This is a genomic window from Pseudomonas sp. S35 (genome assembly GCF_009866765.1).
Lineage (GTDB): Bacteria > Pseudomonadota > Gammaproteobacteria > Pseudomonadales > Pseudomonadaceae > Aquipseudomonas.
This window is the reverse complement of record NZ_CP019431.1, coordinates 2,919,912-2,937,943: the sequence shown is the minus strand read 5'-3', so window position 1 is coordinate 2,937,943 and position 18,032 is coordinate 2,919,912. Positions and strand designations below refer to the sequence as shown.

The following is an 18,032-nucleotide window of genomic DNA, read 5'->3' as shown; positions in this document are numbered from 1 at the left end:
AATAGAAAGACACAGGCCCCGCAATGCGGGGCCTGTGGCTTATTGACGCACCAGAAACTTAAGGTCGCTGGGTGCATCGATCGGCAATTTCTGCACGGTTTTACCCAGCAGACCGGTCTTGGGGTCGCGTTCGACCACCACGATTTCATTGCTTTTCTGGTTGGCGATCAGCAGGAACTTGCCGCTCGGATCGAGGCTGAACTCTCGCGGGTGATCGCCTTCCACCGAGCGCTGCTGCACCTGCTTGAGGTGCGCAGTGGCCGGGTCGATGCTGAATACCAGGATCTGATTGGCCGTGCCACGATTGCTCACGTAGAGGAACTTGCCATCGCTTGACGCGTGCAGCGCCGCGCCGGCTTTGTCCGACACCGGCTGCCCCGGCGCATAGTCCAGCAACTGGGTCTGTGTGAGCGTACCGTCGTGGTAATCGAACACCGCGACCTGGGCGCTCATCTCGGTGGTCAGCCAGGCATGCTTGCCATCTGCGCTGAACAGCAAGTGACGCGGGCCGCTGCCTGGAGGCAATTGCACCGAGGCCGGGTTGGCCGGGGTCAACGGCAGTTCGTGGTTGGCCTTGGGGTCATAACGGTAGGCAAACACTTTGTCGGCCCCCAAGTCCTGCACAAACACGTACTTGCCATCCGGCGACGACGCCACCGAGTGCACATGGTTGGACGCCTGGCGCTCGGGGTTCACGCGGCTGGCGGGGTGCCCGCTCAACTGCACGGGCGCAGACAGCTTGCCGGTGGCGTCCACCGGCAGGATCGCCAGGCTGCCGCCCGGATCTTGCAGCACCGAATAGTTGGCGACGAACAGGTAGCGCCCATCAGCGGCGACGCTGGAGTGGGTGGGCTCGTTGCCCAGGCTCTGGACCTGGTTGATCAAGGTCAACTGGTGGCTCTGCGGGTCAATGCTGTAACTGCTCACACGCCCCACTGCGTCTTTCTGCCCTGGGCCGTTTTCGTTGACCACAAACAGGTGTTTCTGATCCTTCGAGACCGTCAGCCACGATGGGTTGGCTGCCTTGGCCGCCAGTACCGGCGCGCCCTGGAATTGGCCGGTGCGGCTGTCGAACTGCACGCGGTAAATGCCTTCGCTGGTACCGGCGGTGTAGCTGCCGACCAACAGCTCGTAGGTGTCAGCCGGTGCGGCGTGTACCGACATCGCACCGACACTGCCGGCCATCAGCAGCGGCCAGAATTTACGCATCATCATCGGCTGGGTCCTCATCGTTATTGTTGCCGGTGAACGCGCTCATGCAGATCAGGCGGTGCTCGCCCGACTCACCCGTCAGGGTCCAACTTTGCAAGGGCTCGTCGAAGGTGGCGGCCTGCACCTGCGCCGTGCTGAAGCTCCAGCGTTTTTCGGCACGGCCGTCCATGGCGGTGATCAGCAGCTTTTCATCAGCGAGCTGGAAGTCGAAGGCGTGCAGCCCGTCGATTTCAAGCATATCGCTGGCTTCAAGGACGGTTTTCAGGTTGTCGGCAGTCATCAGGATCATTCATCAGTTCATAAAGACGCTGATGATAGGCCAATCTCTCGCGCGTTTCCCCTCTTGCGGTAATCGACTACCACCTTTCCCCGCCAACCAGTCGCCATGCTTGGGCCGATACGACACTTCCTCAGCCACGGAATGGAATCTGCTATGCCAACTACCCCCCCCCCGCTGCCGCCCACACCCCCGACCTTTACCCAACACAGCGACGCCCCGGCCCAGGCGGTCAGCCGTCAGTTCGCCTCGCGCCCGAACCTGCGAGCGGTGTTCGGGCAAATGCTGCAAAAAGCGATCAAAGAGCAATACCCGCCGCTGGACCTTGACGTGCAGCTTACCCGGCTAGCGGTCCCTAACCTGGTCGGGGGCTGGGACCTTAAGCACTTGCTGGATGTGGCGCTCGATTACGTGGGCAGCGGTACGCTGTTAGACATGGACACGGTCATCGACGGGCGCCGCTGCTTCCTGACCAACCGAGCGCCCCACCCCCTGACCTATGAGGCCGAAGCGGTCAGAGAGCCGGATTTGCAACTGATCAAGGCGAAAATCCTCGACCTGACACCCACCCTGATGACGGTATTCCAGGACGCTCTGACAGACTACTGGAACCAGCCGGGCGACACCGGCCCTATCCGCTGGCAATGGCTGGGCGACCTGTTGGCCACAGGCTTGAGCAGCACCGCCAGCCTGTTACCGGCCGAGTACCAGCAACAACAAGCGGCGCTGCACCACCTGACCGCTTACCCGGACCAAAGAACGCGCCCGACGCCGGTGCAAGGCGGGGTGCATTCCTATTGCCTGGAAACGAGCATCGTCCAGGGCAGCCACACCGCCAACATCATGGAACCCGAATTGCTGGTGGTGCAGGCACAAAACGTCATGCTGTACCGCAGCAACGGCACATTGGAGTTCCATGATTCCCTTGAAGCCTTCACCCAGGCGCGGGGGCGGGACCTGTCGCGCCAGGTGCTGGCCGACAGCGTGACCATCAAACGTTATGAGCCCGACGGCAATAGCTTCGACACCCTCGCGGCCTTGCTGCTTAACCAACAACTGGAAGCGCTCGGCACCGTCGTGCTGCCGGCCAGCGACGGCCTGAACGCCTTGGAACAGCGGATTGCCGACACCACAGACCCCACGCCCTGGTTCATCCAGGCCCCGGCGCCGAGCCCGACCTTTGAGCACACCCTCCAGGCGAACCTTCCCGTGTGGCTGCAAACAGCGGCACCCGGTGATCGTTTTGCCTACGGCCAACAGCTGGCTGAATTGGCACGCGTACACCGGCAAACGGCGGGGGCTTCGTTTCTGGATGGCGTCGAGAACCTGCATGATTTCACGCGCAATACCTTGCTCGAACAGATCCACGCCGATCACCCCGAGGTCACGACGATTGATCCGGACGACCTTGAATTGACCTTCCATGTACCCGTCGGCGACCTGGGCAGCGGCTACCTCACGCCCGTGTCCATGAGCCTGACGCAATTGGCGATCAAGAACCTGGCGGCCGCGCCCCAGGGAAGCCTGACCCTGCGCTCCAAATCCGGCGCGACGATACCGGCCTGGATGAACGCCGATTACCTGCTGGGAGAAAAAGGCCTGTTCACCAGCACCCAGGGGCTGATCGCTCGCACCAATATCGGCGAGCGCTACCCCACCACCCTCAGGGTCCTGTTGTTGGGCAACGACAGTGAAGCCCAACGCCGTGAAGCGTTGTTCGACCAAGCATTGCGCGTGCGCCTGCCACTGCAGGCCCTGGAGCACAAGATACGGGGCGAGCATGGCATGACCTGGCAAGGCTACCGTTATGTGCAGGCGTTGATGCAGCGCAGCGCCGCGGACCGGGTGGTCGACGACCTGAGCATTGTGATTCACGCCCTGGCCTTCCACCGCAAACCGCATTCCAAGCCGGATGTGGTCAACAACATGTTCATTATCGAGGCGTCGGACCGTCAGGTCGGTCCGCATATCCTCTACCGGCCGCTGTATCCGGACTCGCTACGCCAGTTTGCGAGCCGTGACGCGCTGTTGGGCGCCATTGCTGAGCCTGGCCCCCTGCAAGACAGTGTGCTCAGTTGGCTACCCGACCACGCCCGGCCGATCTACAGCAACAATGGCTTTGTCAGCCCGCATATCATCCGTTTTGGCCAGGGCGACGACACCGTGCAATGGCCGGCACCGGCACCCGCGCAGTTGGCGGACGATAGCAACGGGGATGCAGTGCTGGGGTCTCTCGCCCAGTCGTTGGCCGCTGGCAACCTGACCCAATACCTGTACGGCAGCAACGCGCGGGCGCTGGTCGACCTGGCCGACCGTGACACCGTGTCCAACGCCGAAAGCCGCTGGGCGATTCTGCTGGAGGGTGGCTGGCTGCTGTTCAACGCACTATTGCTGCCGTTGCTGCGCGGCCCCGCGATGGTCGCGGGCTGGATGGTACAACTGGCCGTCAGCCTGCAACATGACCTGGAGGCCTTGCACGGCGATGACCCGGTCGCACGCGAACTGGCCTGGGTCGATGTCCTGCTCAATATCGGCCTGTTACTGATACACAAGGCGTCGGCGCAACATCCATCAATCGAGCCCGCTTTCACCCCAGCCAAACCGCCCGTGCCCAAGGCCTTGAGTACCTTGCTGCGACGACCTCCCACGCCGTCTGCACACGTTGCGCCAAAGATTGAACAAGGCCCGGTTGGCCTGCCGTCCGAGCCGCCTGCGAGTGATCGCACCGAGGTGGACTTCATCCACTCCACCGCGCGTGACGGTTCCCGACGCCGTCTGTTCAACGCGTTGCTCGAGCACCACGTAGCCTGGCCGGTGCCCGCTCCCTCTCCGGTCGAGTTGGGTGCCTTCAAAGGGTTGTACCGCATTGGTCAGCAGTGGCATGCCTCGGTAGCCGGCCTGCTGTTCCAGGTCAGCATCGTTCCCGACGCAGGCGAAGTGTTCATCGTCAATCCACAAAAAAACCTGCACCCAGGCTTTAAGCTCAGCTCCGACGGGCAAGGACGCTGGGCCTTGGACCTGGGTCTCAAACTGCGTGGAGGGGGGCCGAAAAACCGACTCAAGGCCAAGTTGGCGCAAATTGAACAGCAACGTGCAGAGGCGTGGCTGAAGGTCACTCGCCTGGAAAGCCAGATCCTTGAACAAGTTGACCAAACCTCCCATTTGTTCGACACCGTGACGGCAACCAAGAAACAATTTGAAGTGCGCGACCGCGAGTTGGCCCATGCAATGCAACGCCTGCGCCTGTCCCCTAATGACCCGTCAGCCATCAGCGCCCACGCCGTTGAGGCGCGTAACAGGACCCGGGCTCGCTTGCACTTTCTCGTGGCCTATGAAAAGTACGTCCCGGTCACCGATCAGTTGCAGCAAAATCGCCGCGCGATAATCGACGCCTACGCGCAGGTCAAGGCGGCCGATGGCAAGTTCGATTATGAGTCCAGTTGCCTGGAACAGTACCAAACCCTGCTGGCGGCGCAGGAGGTGGATGTCAGCTTCCTGGCGTCACTGCACACCGCCACGTTTGTGTCTGATCGGGGCGAGCTGATGAACGACCTGTTGCGGATGGAGCGCGACGAGCCGGCCAATCAGCGGTTGCTCGATATGACTGAAATGCACTTTGCCACCTCCGAGCGCCATGCCCAGTCCCTGATTGCTATCGACATGACGTTGGAAGAGATGGCGAACCGCCTCAAGACCGGGCCGGCAGAGCGCCTGAAGTTCCTCAATGCCATGCCCCATCGGCGCTTCTACAACCGCCTCTGTGCCATTGTCGAGCCGCTCGACCTGCTGGCGGCGTTGAGCATTGACGAGCTGAGGGAGCCAGCCACCGCCCAGGAAGAATACTTTATGGCGCGGCTGGAGACCTTGCACTTCCCTCAGGTCTCCGTAGAGCACTCGTACATCGACCTGTTGACCACCCAAGGCTTCACCTCTGCCGAGCGCAAAGAGGTGTTGGTGAATGTGATCGAGCATTACAGCCGGCGCCTCCAGGCCTACCGCATGCTGATGGAACTGGACTCGACACTGCTGCGTCCGCGCTATATGCCGCTGTTGATCGAGCGCCTGGAAACCCTGCGCGCCGCAGCCGAGACAGACCTGGCGGATGTACTGCGCGAGGATGAATTCCTGCCTGCCCAATTCGTGCGTTTCAAACCAGCGCAACTGCCGTCCCCGACCAAGCGCGTGTTCCGGTCGCGGGACAAAGGAACACTGGTGGGCAACCTGCTGCCCCCCGACGCCGAGATGCCCTTTCCAACCATTGTGGTCAAAAACCCGCAGACCGACGAGATCAGCGCGCGGTTCATGGAGCATCCCCATGAAGGCTGGGTGGAAATCGTCGACGCACCGCCGCAGCGCCCGGCACCCGTGCCACGCCAGCGAGCCCTGGCGACCCTGCGTACGGAAGCTCAGCGGCTGATCGATCAAATCACCGCCCTGGAAAAATCCATCGAGTTTCAGAAACGCAAACTGGCCGACCCGCAGCGCCGTGACGACGTCAACCCACAAGACTGGAATGACATGTTCGGCCACCAAGCCAGGAAAATCGAGGCGATTGCCGATGAAATCCAAGCCCATCACCTGGATAAGCCTGATGTCCCCCAGGCCCTGGAGCGCCTGCGCATGCGTGCAACGGACCTGCGCCGTCAGGGTGAGCAACACTGCATAGAAGGCTACAAGGCCCAGCGTCCGCGCCAGGAAAACATTGATTACCTGCGTCGCCATGCCGCCGTGGATATCGGCCTGGTGCATGGCCCGCAGCGCACTGGCGCGAATGACTATGTTTCGGAGTTTGCCATTCGCGAAAAGAACCGCGTCGACGTGCTGTGGTACGCGCATTTTCACTACAGCAGCGCCGACAGCCCGCGCGGCGACTACACCGCCGCCCACCTCAAACGCCCGGAACACCGGTTCACCACCTTCAAGGACCTGATCGCCAAGGCAGGCCCGGACAGCCACGTGATCGTCAATGACCTCTACAGCCCCATCAACCGGCCGCTGGACCAACAACTGTTCCTCGTCCTGATACCTGAATAAACCCCGCGTCGGGCTGACCGCCCATAAAAAGGATTTTTATGTCGATGCACACTACACCCACTACTCATGCGCTGACCGCCCAGGCCGTCAGTGCCCAATTTGCCAGTCGCCCCTCCCTGGAGGCGGTGATCCAACCCTTACTCGGCGCAGCCATTGCCCAAACATACCCCGACTTGGTCATCGACCTGTCGCGCACACGCCTGGCAACCCCCACCGGGAAAGGTGGCTGGACCCTGGCCCCCTTGATGACGGTTATCCAGCGCTACCTGGCCGAAGGTGGACCACTGGACTTCAACGAAGTCGACCATCTGCCCTACTACCTGTCGGATGCCCCCCCCAAGCGCCTCAAGCTACCCGGCACCGAGACGCCTGGGCCGGACATGAAAGTCATTGAGGCGCTGATCAAGACGCTGCCGCCCACCCTGCCCATTGCCCTGCAAGACGCATTGGCCGAGTACTGGAATGCCCCGTCAGACACAACAGTCAGCCGCTGGCGCTGGCTCAGCGACATGCTCAGGAGTACCTTGCGCGCCAGCACCCTGCGCCAGCCGGAACTGGACGAGGCCGCCTGGCAAACCCTGGACCAACTCATCACCACCCCGGACCGTGCACAACGCCTGGCCAAATACGGCGACCACAGCGTGCTCGCCTATGGGCTTGAGACCACGTTGAGCAGCAATGGCCAGGCCGATCGCCAACTGACCGAACACATGGTGCTGACCCGCGCCATCAACGGCGTGGCGCCGGCCCTTTTGTGTGCGCCAAACGGGCAAGTCGAATCCTTTGCCTCAATGGACGCGCTCTTGCAGGCCTGGGGCGAGCGCCTGGCGGCGCACTACCAGGCCAGCACGATTACCTGTAATCGTTACGAACCCGAAGGCTCCATCTTCGACCACCAGGCGTCGATGATTCTGAACCAGCAACTCACGCGCCTGGGCGCCCTGCAACTGCCACTCGGCCAAGACCAGCAGACGCTGCACACGCTGTACCTGGAAATCACCGACCCAGGGCTGTGCTTTCTCGACGCCCTGCAAGCCCCTGCGCAAACACTCGCCAGCGTGCGTGCGCAGCTACCGCAGAATCTGCGCGGCGCCAGCCCCGCCGACCGTGCCCGCTACCGCCATTACACCTTGGCCCTGGCGGGCCTGAAACAACGCGCACAGGACCCGGCCCTTGCCACCGACATTGAAGACATCCAACGTTTTACCGTTGCGGCCCTACAACGTGAAATGGGCCGTGAAACAGCCGTCGGCAACGGTCCAGACCAGATCCCGACACAGGGGCTTAACCCGGATGATGTGCAGCTGACGTTCGTGGTTGCCGCCGGTTACCCGGGTGGTGCCGGGATTGTCGAGCACGTGCGCATGAGCCTCACGGAGCTGGCCATCAGAAACCTGAGTGGTCGTCCCAGCGGCGAGTTCACCCTCGCCCATCGCCAGGGCACCCCCTTACCGGCGTGGCTGACACCGGCCTACGTTATCGCCCTGGTTGAGCGAGTGGATATCGGCCAGCATTACCCCCATTACCTCAAGGACCAGTTGCTCAGCGATACGGCCAAGGCCCGCGCCCAGGAAACGCTGTTCGCTGAACACCTGTCGGTACAACTGCCGCTATTGGCGCTGGAGTTGAGCCTCAAGCGCGAAGCCGGTGTGACGCCCGTGGGCGCACGCATGGTCGAGTGCCTGATGCAGGCCACCAGCAGCGAGCAGCAACTCGACGGCCGTGCAGTGGTGATTCGTCATCTGGCGCTGCTGCACAGCCCTGCCGCCCAGCCGGACGTGGTGAGCAACATGTACATCATTGAGTTCCAGGACGTCAGCAGCGGCCCGCACCTGCTGTTTCGCCCGCTCTATGCCCAACCGTTGCACGAGTACGCCAGCCACGCCGACCTGCTGGCCGCGATCGCCGCACCTGGCGACATGCAAGCCAGCATCCTGACCTGGCTGCCCGACAACACCAGGCCGATCTACGACAACGGAGGTTTTCACCAACCCCATTACCTGCGGTTCGGCCAGGGCGATGAGTTCGCCCCCCGGGAAACGCCGCCGCCGGCGACCCTGGCACTCGATGGTATCAACGAAGAATTGCAGCAGTGCCTGGTCACGGGCAGCCTGATGCAGTACCTGTTCAGCGATAACGCCCGCGCCTTGGTACAACAGGCTGACCGAGCCTCCGTGTCCAACAGTGAAAGTCGCTGGCAGACCTTGCGCGAAGGCAGCGGCTTGCTGTTCTTCAGTGTCATACAGCCCGTGCTGCGCGGCCCGGCAATGCTGATGGGGTGGTTGCTGGCCATCACGACCAGCCTGACGCAAGACATCCAGGCGCTCGGCAGCCAGAACCCCAAGGTCCGTGAACAGGGCAGCATCGACCTGTTGCTGAACGTCGCGCTGTTGCTGCTGGACTTCCCGGCAACGCCCATCACACGGCGCCCGCTGCCGTTGGCGGTCACACCGCCCGCCTCCGCCACCGCGCTGCCACGGCGCAGCGCCGAACAATGGCCGGTGCCTGCGCCGGCCCAGATTCGCCAAGGCACCGTCGCCCTGCCCGGCGAGCTGCCGCAGGGCAACCACGCCGCCCTGGATTTCAGCTTTGCCCAGGCCCACCAGCGCCTCACCCACAGCCAGCGCATGCGCTTGCAAACCTTCAGGGTCACACCACCTGCCACGTTGCCGCAGCCGGTGCTCAACGGTCCGCGCAAGGGACTGTACTTGATCGGCACCACCTGGCATGCCCGGGTTGACGGTGAGCTGTTTCAAGTCAGCCTGGGGCACGACGCCAGCGTGGTGATTGTGGATCCCGCCGACCCTGATCGCAGCGGCCCTTACCTAAGGACGCAGACGCCCGGCACGTGGACGATCGATACCCGCCTGCGCCTGCGCGGTGGCATGCCCCTGGGCCGCATTGCCGCCGAACGCCAACGTAAAGCGATGCGTATCAGCCAATTGCAAACCGAGTATGAGCAATTTCTCAAAGGCCAGGCGCCGCTGCAGAGCTCCGCCGATGAAGCTCAAGCGGCCATGGACAAAGCCGACAAGGACCCGACGATCGGAGAAACCCAACGGGCCCGGATCCGAAAACAATTTGACAGCGCGCTGCACAGCCAGACAGCGGAATTTCAGAAGATCCTAGACAGCGCCAAGGAACGGGGCGAACTGGGCATCGCATTACCGCTTACACCGCTCGAGCGCATCCTGGAAAATACCGTCAAAAATGCGCGCAAGCATGTGGTCGTGGCAGAAAATGACCGGCAAGCCCTCTATCGCGCCAATCAACGCTTTACCCGCGAAGGCCCGGCGTTGCACCTGGCGGTGCTTGGTGAGCCGGCGAGCTACCGGCAGTTTCTCCAGCGGCTGCTGGAGATCAATGAACGCAGCATTCATTGGCTGGAGCTCAAGGACCGCTCCCTGGAACAGCTGTTTGAGCTGAGCCCTGCCGGCGCCGAGAGTGCGACTGGATTGACGGCCGACCGGTCGAACGAAATCAGCGCCCTGGCAGTCAAGGACCTGCACATTCGCTGCTTGAAGCGTTTGATTGTCAAAGACGTTGAACATCCTCTGTTCAATGCCTTGAACACCATCGTCGATCCCTTGCAGGAGCATGTACGCACCCACAGCGAACTCAACAGCCTTGAACTGCCGGGCAGTGACCGCCTGAATGTACTGGAGAGCCTGGTGGAACACTATGGCAGTGCCCTCGACGCCTTGCAGGGCCTTGGCATCCTCGATGCCGAAGTCCTCGACCACACCTACAGCAGCAAACTGTTCACGCTGGTCGAGGCGCTCTACCAGGACGCCAGCCAGCGCCTGGCCAGCGAAATCAAACCGGCGGCACAAGCGCCCAAGCGCTTGCCAAAACGCCCCATGAGCAGCCACGGCGCTGCGCCTAAGCGCGTGATCAAGACCCGCCGCAAAGGCATATTCATCGGTGAACTCAAGCCCATCGGCAACGTCGATATCGTCGAAGTCCGCGCCGAGGGCAGCGACCAGTTGCTGGGGATGTATTCACAAAGCGGTGATGAATGGGTTGAATTCGTCCAGGCGCCGGCCCCACAACCGCTGGCGCCGACCCGTAGCCTGAGCGTAGTAAAGGGCCAGGCACGCAAACTCCTGGCCATGCTTCAGGACCACTTGAACCGGGGGGAGGCCTATCGAAAAATCTCCAGGCACCCGCAGGAAGTGCAGGAAATTTTGCAGTATGAAGCCGTGCGCTATGACATCTTGGCCACAGAGCTGCACCGTGCCATCGAAGCCCAACCCGAGGCTAGCAGGAGCGCCGCCGACCAAGCGCTGGTGGTGCAACTGCGCGAGGCCTACTCGCGGTTGAACAGCCAAGGCCAGGCGTTACGTTTGCAACTGTGCCTGCAACTGCCGCCCACCCATGCCAACCTCGAATACCTCATCGACCAGCAACAGGCGAACGTTGCGTTGCTGGGCAAACGTATTCAGTTGGGTGGCCCACGCCGTGACTTCATCCAGGAGTACGCGATCAACGACGCGAAAGGCTTTACGCTGTGGTACGCGCACTTTCACTACCCCGGCGCGAATACGCCCAAGGCCGATTACACGGCCGCCCATTTGAAAACCCGTGAGCAACGCCGCGAGAGCTATTACAGCCTGCTGGCCAAGGCGCAAAGTCCCCAGGCCATCGTCAATGTGCATCGAGGCTTGATCGGCAAACAGCTGGCTGAACGCTGGTTCCTGTCCTTCGAGTCGTGAGACCGGCAATAGCCTGTGGCGGCGGCGCTTACGCGTTCGCCACAGGCTGCAGGCTCAGTGGGCGAACAGCGAATTACCCTTCTGCCCCGCCAGCTTCTCAGGCTTGATCAGGAACCGCGCCAGCGCCGGCAACAGCCATAGCGCACCGAACATGTTCCACAACAGCATGAAGGTCAGCATCAGGCCCATGTCGGCCTGGAACTTGATGGCCGAAAAAATCCAGGTACACACACCGATGGCCAGGCACAGGCCGGTAAACAGCACCGCTTTGCCGGTGGACTTGAGCGTCTGGTAATAGGCTTCCTGCAACGGCAACCCCGCACGCAGGAAGCTCTCCAGGCGGCTGTAGATGTAGATGCCGTAGTCCACGCCGATCCCCACGCCCAAGGCCACCACCGGCAAGGTCGCGACCTTGACGCCGATACCCATGAACGCCATCAGCGCATTACCCAGCACCGAGGTCAGCACCAGCGGCAGCACGATGCACAGGGTCGCGGCCCAGGAGCGGAAAGTGATCATGCACATGGTCGCCACGCACAGGTACACCAGGATCAGGATGGTCAGCTCGGACTCCTTGATCACCTCGTTGGTGGCCGCTTCGATCCCGGCATTACCGGCGGCGAGGATGAATTCCAGGCCGTCCTTGTTGTTCTCCTTGGCGAAGTCCTGCACCGCATGCACGGCGCGGTCGAGGGTTTCGGCCTTGTGGTCGTTGAGGAACACCAGCACCGGTGCCAGGGAGCAATTGTTGTTATACAGGCCGTCAGCGCGAGCTATGGAGTTGTTCAGCACATCCGGGTTGCGCGACAGGGTTTCCCATTTCAGGTTGCCCTCGTTCATGCCCTTGATCATCTGCTTGGACACGGTCACCAGCGAGATCGCCGACTGTACGCCCTCGGTGTTCTGCATCTTCCACATCAACTGGTCGATGGGCGCCATGGCTTCATAGCGCGAGCAGCCTTCAGCCGTGGTCTTGACCATCACCACCAGCACGTCGGAGCTGGTGGAGTAGTTGCTGATGATGAAGTTGTTGTCTTTGTTGTAACGCGAGTCCGGGCGCAGCTCCGGCGCACCTTGGTCCAAGTCACCGATTTTCAGGTTCTGGCTGTACCAGAGGCCGCCGCCAAAGGCGACCAGGGCCAGCAGAACCGAGACCGGCGCGACTTTGGCGCTGGCAAATTTGGACAGCAGGCGCCAGAACGCATGTTCGCGGTTTGCGTCTTTCTTGCTCTTGGCAATGGCACGTTTGCTGATGCCGACATAGGAAATCGCCACCGGCAGCAGGATCAGGTTGGTGAACACGATCACAGCCACGCCGATGGAGGCGCCGATCGCCAGTTCACGGATTACGCCGATGTCGATGATCAACAGCGTAATGAACCCGACCGCATCCGCCAGGATCGCGATCATCCCCGGCAGGAACAGTTGCCGGAAGGTGCGCCGGGCGGCGGTAAGCGCGTTATCCGCCTCGCTGGATTGCAGGGCGATACCGTTGATCTTCTGCACCCCGTGGGAAATACCGATGGCGAAGATCAAAAACGGCACCAGCATCGAATACGGGTCCAGCCCGAAGCCGAAGAAGTGCATCAGCCCCAGTTGCCAGACCACCGCCACCAGCGTGGTGCTCAACACCGCGATGGTGCTGCGCAGGCAGTTGGTGAACCACAGCAGCAGGATCAGGGTGATGACGAACGCGATGCCGAAGAACAGCACCACCATCACCAGGCCGTCGATCAGGTCGCCGACCTTCTTGGCAAAGCCGACGATGTGGATCTTGACGTTGGGGTTCTGCGCTTCGAACTTGTCGCGGATCTTGTCTTCGAGTTCATGGGAGAACTTGCGGTAGTCCAGCGCCAGCAACTTGCCCTGGTCCTGCGGGTCCGGGTAGGACTCCAGCAGCGGGATATCGACGATGCTCGACTTGAAATCGTTGGCCACCAGACGCCCGACCTGGCCGGACTTGAGCACGTTGTTGCGCAGTTGATCGAGGCTTTGCGCCGAGCCGTTATAGCTTTGCGGGATCACTTCGCCACCGGCAAAGCCTTCTTCAGTCACTTCAGTCCAGCGTACGCTGGGGCTCCATAGCGACTTGAGGCCCGAGCGGTCGACGCCGGAGATGTAGAACACCTCGTCGTTGATCTGGCGCAGGGTCTCCATGTACTCCTTCGTGAAGATGTCACCGTCCTTGGCCTCCACCGAGATGCGCACGGTGTTGCCCAGGTTCGCCAGGTCGTTGCGGTGTTCCATCATCTTTTCGATGAAGGGGTGCTTGAGGGGGATCATCTTTTCAAAGCTGGTGGACGGGCGAATCAACGTCGCCTGCCAGAACAGGAACACGCTCACCAGCAGGCAAATCACGATCACTGCCGGGCGGTTGTTGAAAATCAGGCGCTCAAGAAAGGTCGCTTTATCGTTGTGATGACTGCTCATTCTGTCCCCGCCTTCTTATTGTTTTACGAGCTCGGCACCAGTGGGCGTCGATACACGAACGCCACCCTGCCCGGCCAGAATCAAGTTGCCATTGCCCGCCGCCGTGACCGACGAGAGTGAAATACGGTCCGGGCGATTGAACACGCTGAAGGTCTGGCCATCGTCGTGGCTGACCACCACGCTGCCGCCGTTGCCGACCACCACGATTGAGCCGTCCTCCAGCACGGTCGCGCCCGACAAACCAAACTCCAGGGCGCCGCGGGTGGCATTCAATTCGATCTGCTCCCAGGTGCTGCCAAAATCCGTGGAACGGTACAGGTTACCGCGCAGGCCGTAGGCCAACAGGGTCTGCGGTTGGGCGGTGCTGATTACGCCGAACAGCGAGCCCTCGTAAGGGCCTTCGAGTTTTTCCCAGGTCTGGCCGTCGTCGCTGGAGCGGAACATGCTGCCCTGCTCGCCCACGATAAACAGGCCAGCGTCCTTGATGTGGGCGATGGCGTTGAGGTGGAACTGGTCTTCGTTGTCGAGGCGGTCGCTGACGTCGGCCCAGGTTTTGCCGCCGTCAGTGGTTTCGACCAACGCACCGTAGGCGCCGACGGCCAGGCCGTGGCTGGCGTCGTTGAACCACACATCGAGCAATGGCGCTTCACGCTTGAGGTCTTGATATTGCTGGGTCCAGGTGGCGCCGCCGTCGCTGCTGGCGAGAATTTGCGCATCGTGGCCAACCGCCCAGCCTTGTTTGTCGTCGACAAAAAACACCGCCGTGAGCAATTGGCGGGTGGGGACTTTGGCTTGGACCCAGCTAGCACCCTGGTCATCGGAATAGAGGATATGCCCGCGATCACCGACCGCCACCAGGCGTTTTCCGGCATGCACCACGTCGATCATCAGGCCTTTAGCGGCCTTGGGGGATTCAATCGCAAACGCTGGCGTTGCGGGGGTATCGCTGGCTGCCAGCACCGGTGTCGCCAACACGGCCCCGGCCAGCAACGAGAGCGCTGTGGCCAGCAACGCAACCTTGCGTGCGGCGCGTGGGCGGCAAACAACCCAACCCATGACAGGCTCACTCATAGACCTTTCTCCCATTTATTATTGTTAGGTCTTGCCTTCCCGGGCTCTGAAACCTGCAATCTAGAGCGCTTGAAGGAAGCAGCGGCCATCCTATCGGGCTTTGGAATCGTCTGACAATCGGCGGTACGTTATCTTTTGTTAACTGGCGGCTTTTGGCCACGTGGTGAATATAGCCGTATTCGCCAGGCTGATTGCGGAAGGCGGAATGAATTTTTATTCCATCTATTGAATTATGGGAATTTTTATTCCATTAATACACTTCCTGAAAACAATAATCCAAAGGACCACGGCTATGCGTGAACTCGGAATCGGCTTGATCGGCACAGGCTTCATGGGCCGCGCCCATGCCTTGGCGTTCAACAATGCCCGGGCGGTATTCGAACTGCCAGTCACCCTTAAACTGGCGGCACTGGCCGATGCCGACACCGAACGCGCCCAGCGCTGCGCCACGGCCTGGGGGTTTGCCCAGGCCCATGGTGACTGGCAAGCGCTGATCAACGACCCCAAGGTCGATGTCGTCGCCATCACCACGCCCAACCATTTGCACTACCCCATGGCCATGGCCGCGATTGCTGCCGGCAAAGCGGTGTATTGCGAAAAACCCCTGGCGGTCAGCCTGGAACAGGCCGACGCCATGCGCCGCGCCGCCAGTGCCGCGGGAGTGGTCACGCGAGTGGGCTACAACTATCAGCACAATCCGATGATCACCTTGGCGCGACAATTGATTGCCAATGGCGAGTTGGGTGAACTCATCAGCTTCCAGGGCGAGTTCAGCGAAGACTTCATGGCCGACCCGGCGTCACCGTGGTCCTGGCGCTGCGAAGTGGAACATGCCGGCGGCGCGCTCGCCGACTTGGGCAGCCACTTGCTGTCGATGGCGCGCTACTTGGTCGGCGATGTGGTCAGCGTGTGCGCCGATACCCAGACCGTCCACGCCCAACGCCCGGCGGTCAAAGGTAGCAGCGAGCTGAAACCTATCGCCGTGGACGATCAGGTACATGCCCTGTTGCGCTTCGCCAACGGCGCGCGCGGCACGGTGAGCAGCAGTTGGCTCAAGCATGGCTACAAGAACCACTTGAGTTTCGAGATCAGCGGGACCAAAGGCACCTTGGCGTTCGACCAGGAGCGCTTGAACGAACTGCGCCTGTGCCGAGTCGGCCAGGACGGTTTCCAACGCCTGCTGGCCGGCCCCGCCCTGCCCGGCTATGCGGCGTTCAGCCCGGCGGCGGGGCATCAGTTGGGCTACAACGAGTTGAAGACCCTGGAAGTGCAAGAGTTGATCATGGCCGTGGCGGGCCAGGGCGCGGATGGCACTGACTTTGAAGGCGCGTGGGAAGTTGAGCGGCTGGCGACGGCGATTCGCGTGGCGGCCGTCGAGGAGCGCTGGGTAAAAGTGGGCACGGTTTGAAAATGAGGGAGGGAGCTTGCCCGCGATGGCGGAGTATCAGCCAGCATATTTTTTAGCTGATGCACCGCTAGCGGAGCATAGGTCTCTACACAACTCTTAAAGGCTGACACATAACTCTGTGGTGAGCGGGCTTGTCGGGGGCAAGCCCCCTCTCACATTTGGATCACGTGCACATTTAAATCAGCGCAGCGCCCGGCGCAGTACTTTGCCCACGGTGGTCTTGGGCAATTCAGTGGTGCGAAATTCCACATACCTGGGCACCTTGTACCCCGTCAGGTACTCGCGGCAATGGGCAAGGATCTGCTCCTGAGTCAGGTTCGGGTCCTTGCGCACCACGATGATCTTCACCTTCTCACCAGTCACCGCGTCTTCCACGCCAATGGCCGCGACTTCCCCTACCCCTGGGTGCAGCGCGACCACGTCTTCGATTTCATTGGGGTACACGTTGAAACCCGAGACCAGGATCATGTCTTTCTTGCGGTCCACCAGACGGATATAACCGCGCTCGTCCATCACGCCGATATCGCCGGTGGACAACCAGCCCTGGGCATCGAGCACTTCGGCGGTGGCCTCCGGGCGTTTCCAGTAGCCCTGCATCACTTGGGGCCCGCGCACTTGCAGTTCGCCCTGCTCGCCGATAGCCGCCAGTGTTCCGTCCTCACGCACAAAACGCACCCAGGTCGACGGCAACGGCACGCCGATGCTGCCGGTGAATTCCATCTCGCGCATGCGGGCGATATCGATGGGGCTGATGCTCACCACCGGCGAACATTCGGTCAGGCCGTACCCTTCGATGATCGGCAGCCCGGTGACTTCCTTCCAGCGCTTGGCCACGGCGGTGTGGGTGGCCATGCCGCCGGCGATCACCATGCGCAGGTCGGAAAAGTCCCGCGCGCAGAACTCCTTGTTTTCCAACAAACCGTTAAACAGCGTGTTGACTCCGGCAATGCCGTTGAAGCGCTCCTTGCGCAGGATCATCTGCACCCGCTTGACGTCCCGTGGGTTGGCGATAAGGATGTTGCGCCCGCCCAGGCACATGAACATCAGGCAATTCACCGTCAGGGAAAAGATGTGGTACAGCGGCAGCAAGGTGACGTTGGTCTCTTGTTTGTCCTGATCCAGTTGATCACCGACCCAGGCCTTGGCTTGCAGCAGGTTGGCGATGATATTGCGGTGGCTGAGCATCACGCCCTTGGCATCGCCGGTGGTGCCGCCGGTGTATTGCAGGAAGGCCAAGTCATCGAGAGCCATGCTCACTGGGAAATGGTTGAGCGCCCGCCCCTGTTTCAATACTTGGTTAAAGCGCACCGAACCCGGCAACGTGAATGCCGGCACCTGCTTTTGCACGCGGCGCAGGATGAAATTCATCGCCGCGCCCTTGAAGGTACCGAGCAGATCACCGATGGCCGCGATCACCACGCGCTTGACGCTGCTGCCGGCCACGACTTTCTCCAGGGTGTGGGCAAAGTTCTCGAAGATCACCACGGTTTCGGCACCACTGTCCTTGAGCAGGTGCTTGAGTTCATGGGCGGTGTACAGCGGGTTGACGTTGACCACCACCGCACCGGCCAGGATGGTGCCCAGCAGGCAGATCGGGTACTGCAAGCAATTGGGCATCATCAGCGCCACGCGGTCGCCCGGCTGCACACCCTGGCCTTGTAGCCATGCGGCAAACGCAATGCCTTGGACCTGCCAGTCGGCGTAGGTCATTTCGGTGCCGATGCTGACATAGGCCACGCGCTCGCGGAATTTCTCCAGGTGCTCCAGGAAGACTTCCCGCAACGAAGGGTAATCCTCGATGGCGGCATCGATGTCTGCCGGGACGCCGGGCAGGTAGGCGTTCAACCACACCCGTTCGGTGTGTTCCAGGCTGATAGCGTTCATG

General features: G+C 61.5%; 8 protein-coding genes. 3 read left to right on the top strand and 5 right to left on the bottom strand.

From position 1 onward, the window contains the following. Positions 1-39: 39 nt before the first annotated feature. Positions 40-1,215, bottom strand: coding sequence for a lactonase family protein (locus PspS35_RS12980; RefSeq protein WP_159935040.1), 1,176 nt, complete (start codon positions 1,213-1,215; stop codon positions 40-42). Further along, positions 1,202-1,492 (bottom strand): DUF5629 family protein, encoded by a 291-nt coding sequence (locus tag PspS35_RS12975; RefSeq protein WP_074848180.1) that lies wholly within the window; start codon positions 1,490-1,492, stop codon positions 1,202-1,204. The genes PspS35_RS12980 and PspS35_RS12975 overlap by 14 nt, the downstream gene beginning before the upstream one ends. 153 nt (positions 1,493-1,645) lie before the next feature. On the opposite strand from PspS35_RS12975, the gene PspS35_RS12970 reads away from it, so the two are divergent. Both PspS35_RS12970 and PspS35_RS12965 read left to right on the top strand, forming a co-directional pair. Beyond that, positions 1,646-6,523, top strand: a complete 4,878-nt coding sequence (locus PspS35_RS12970; RefSeq protein WP_159935038.1) for a DUF6543 domain-containing protein — start codon at positions 1,646-1,648, stop codon at positions 6,521-6,523. A gap of 44 nt (positions 6,524-6,567) precedes the next feature. After that, complete coding sequence (locus PspS35_RS12965; protein ID WP_159935036.1) at positions 6,568-11,238, top strand: DUF6543 domain-containing protein; 4,671 nt, start codon at positions 6,568-6,570, stop codon at positions 11,236-11,238. Positions 11,239-11,292: 54 nt separating this feature from the next. Here the strand turns inward: PspS35_RS12965 and PspS35_RS12960 are convergent, their stop codons facing one another. After that, on the bottom strand, positions 11,293-13,668 hold the full coding sequence (locus tag PspS35_RS12960) for an RND family transporter (protein ID WP_159935034.1): 2,376 nt from the start codon (positions 13,666-13,668) through the stop codon (positions 11,293-11,295). Between the two features lie 15 nt (positions 13,669-13,683). Next, positions 13,684-14,724, bottom strand: coding sequence for a YCF48-related protein (locus PspS35_RS12955; protein WP_174244870.1), 1,041 nt, complete (start codon positions 14,722-14,724; stop codon positions 13,684-13,686). Between the two features lie 307 nt (positions 14,725-15,031). Between PspS35_RS12955 and PspS35_RS12950 the strand changes: the two genes are divergently transcribed. After that, a complete protein-coding gene (locus tag PspS35_RS12950) occupies positions 15,032-16,147 on the top strand; it encodes a Gfo/Idh/MocA family oxidoreductase (RefSeq protein ID WP_159935030.1) in 1,116 nt (371 codons plus the stop codon). Positions 16,148-16,327: 180 nt separating this feature from the next. Here the strand turns inward: PspS35_RS12950 and PspS35_RS12945 are convergent, their stop codons facing one another. Continuing rightward, positions 16,328-18,031 (bottom strand): AMP-binding protein, encoded by a 1,704-nt coding sequence (locus tag PspS35_RS12945; RefSeq protein ID WP_159935028.1) that lies wholly within the window; start codon positions 18,029-18,031, stop codon positions 16,328-16,330. Position 18,032: the final 1 nt, after the last annotated feature.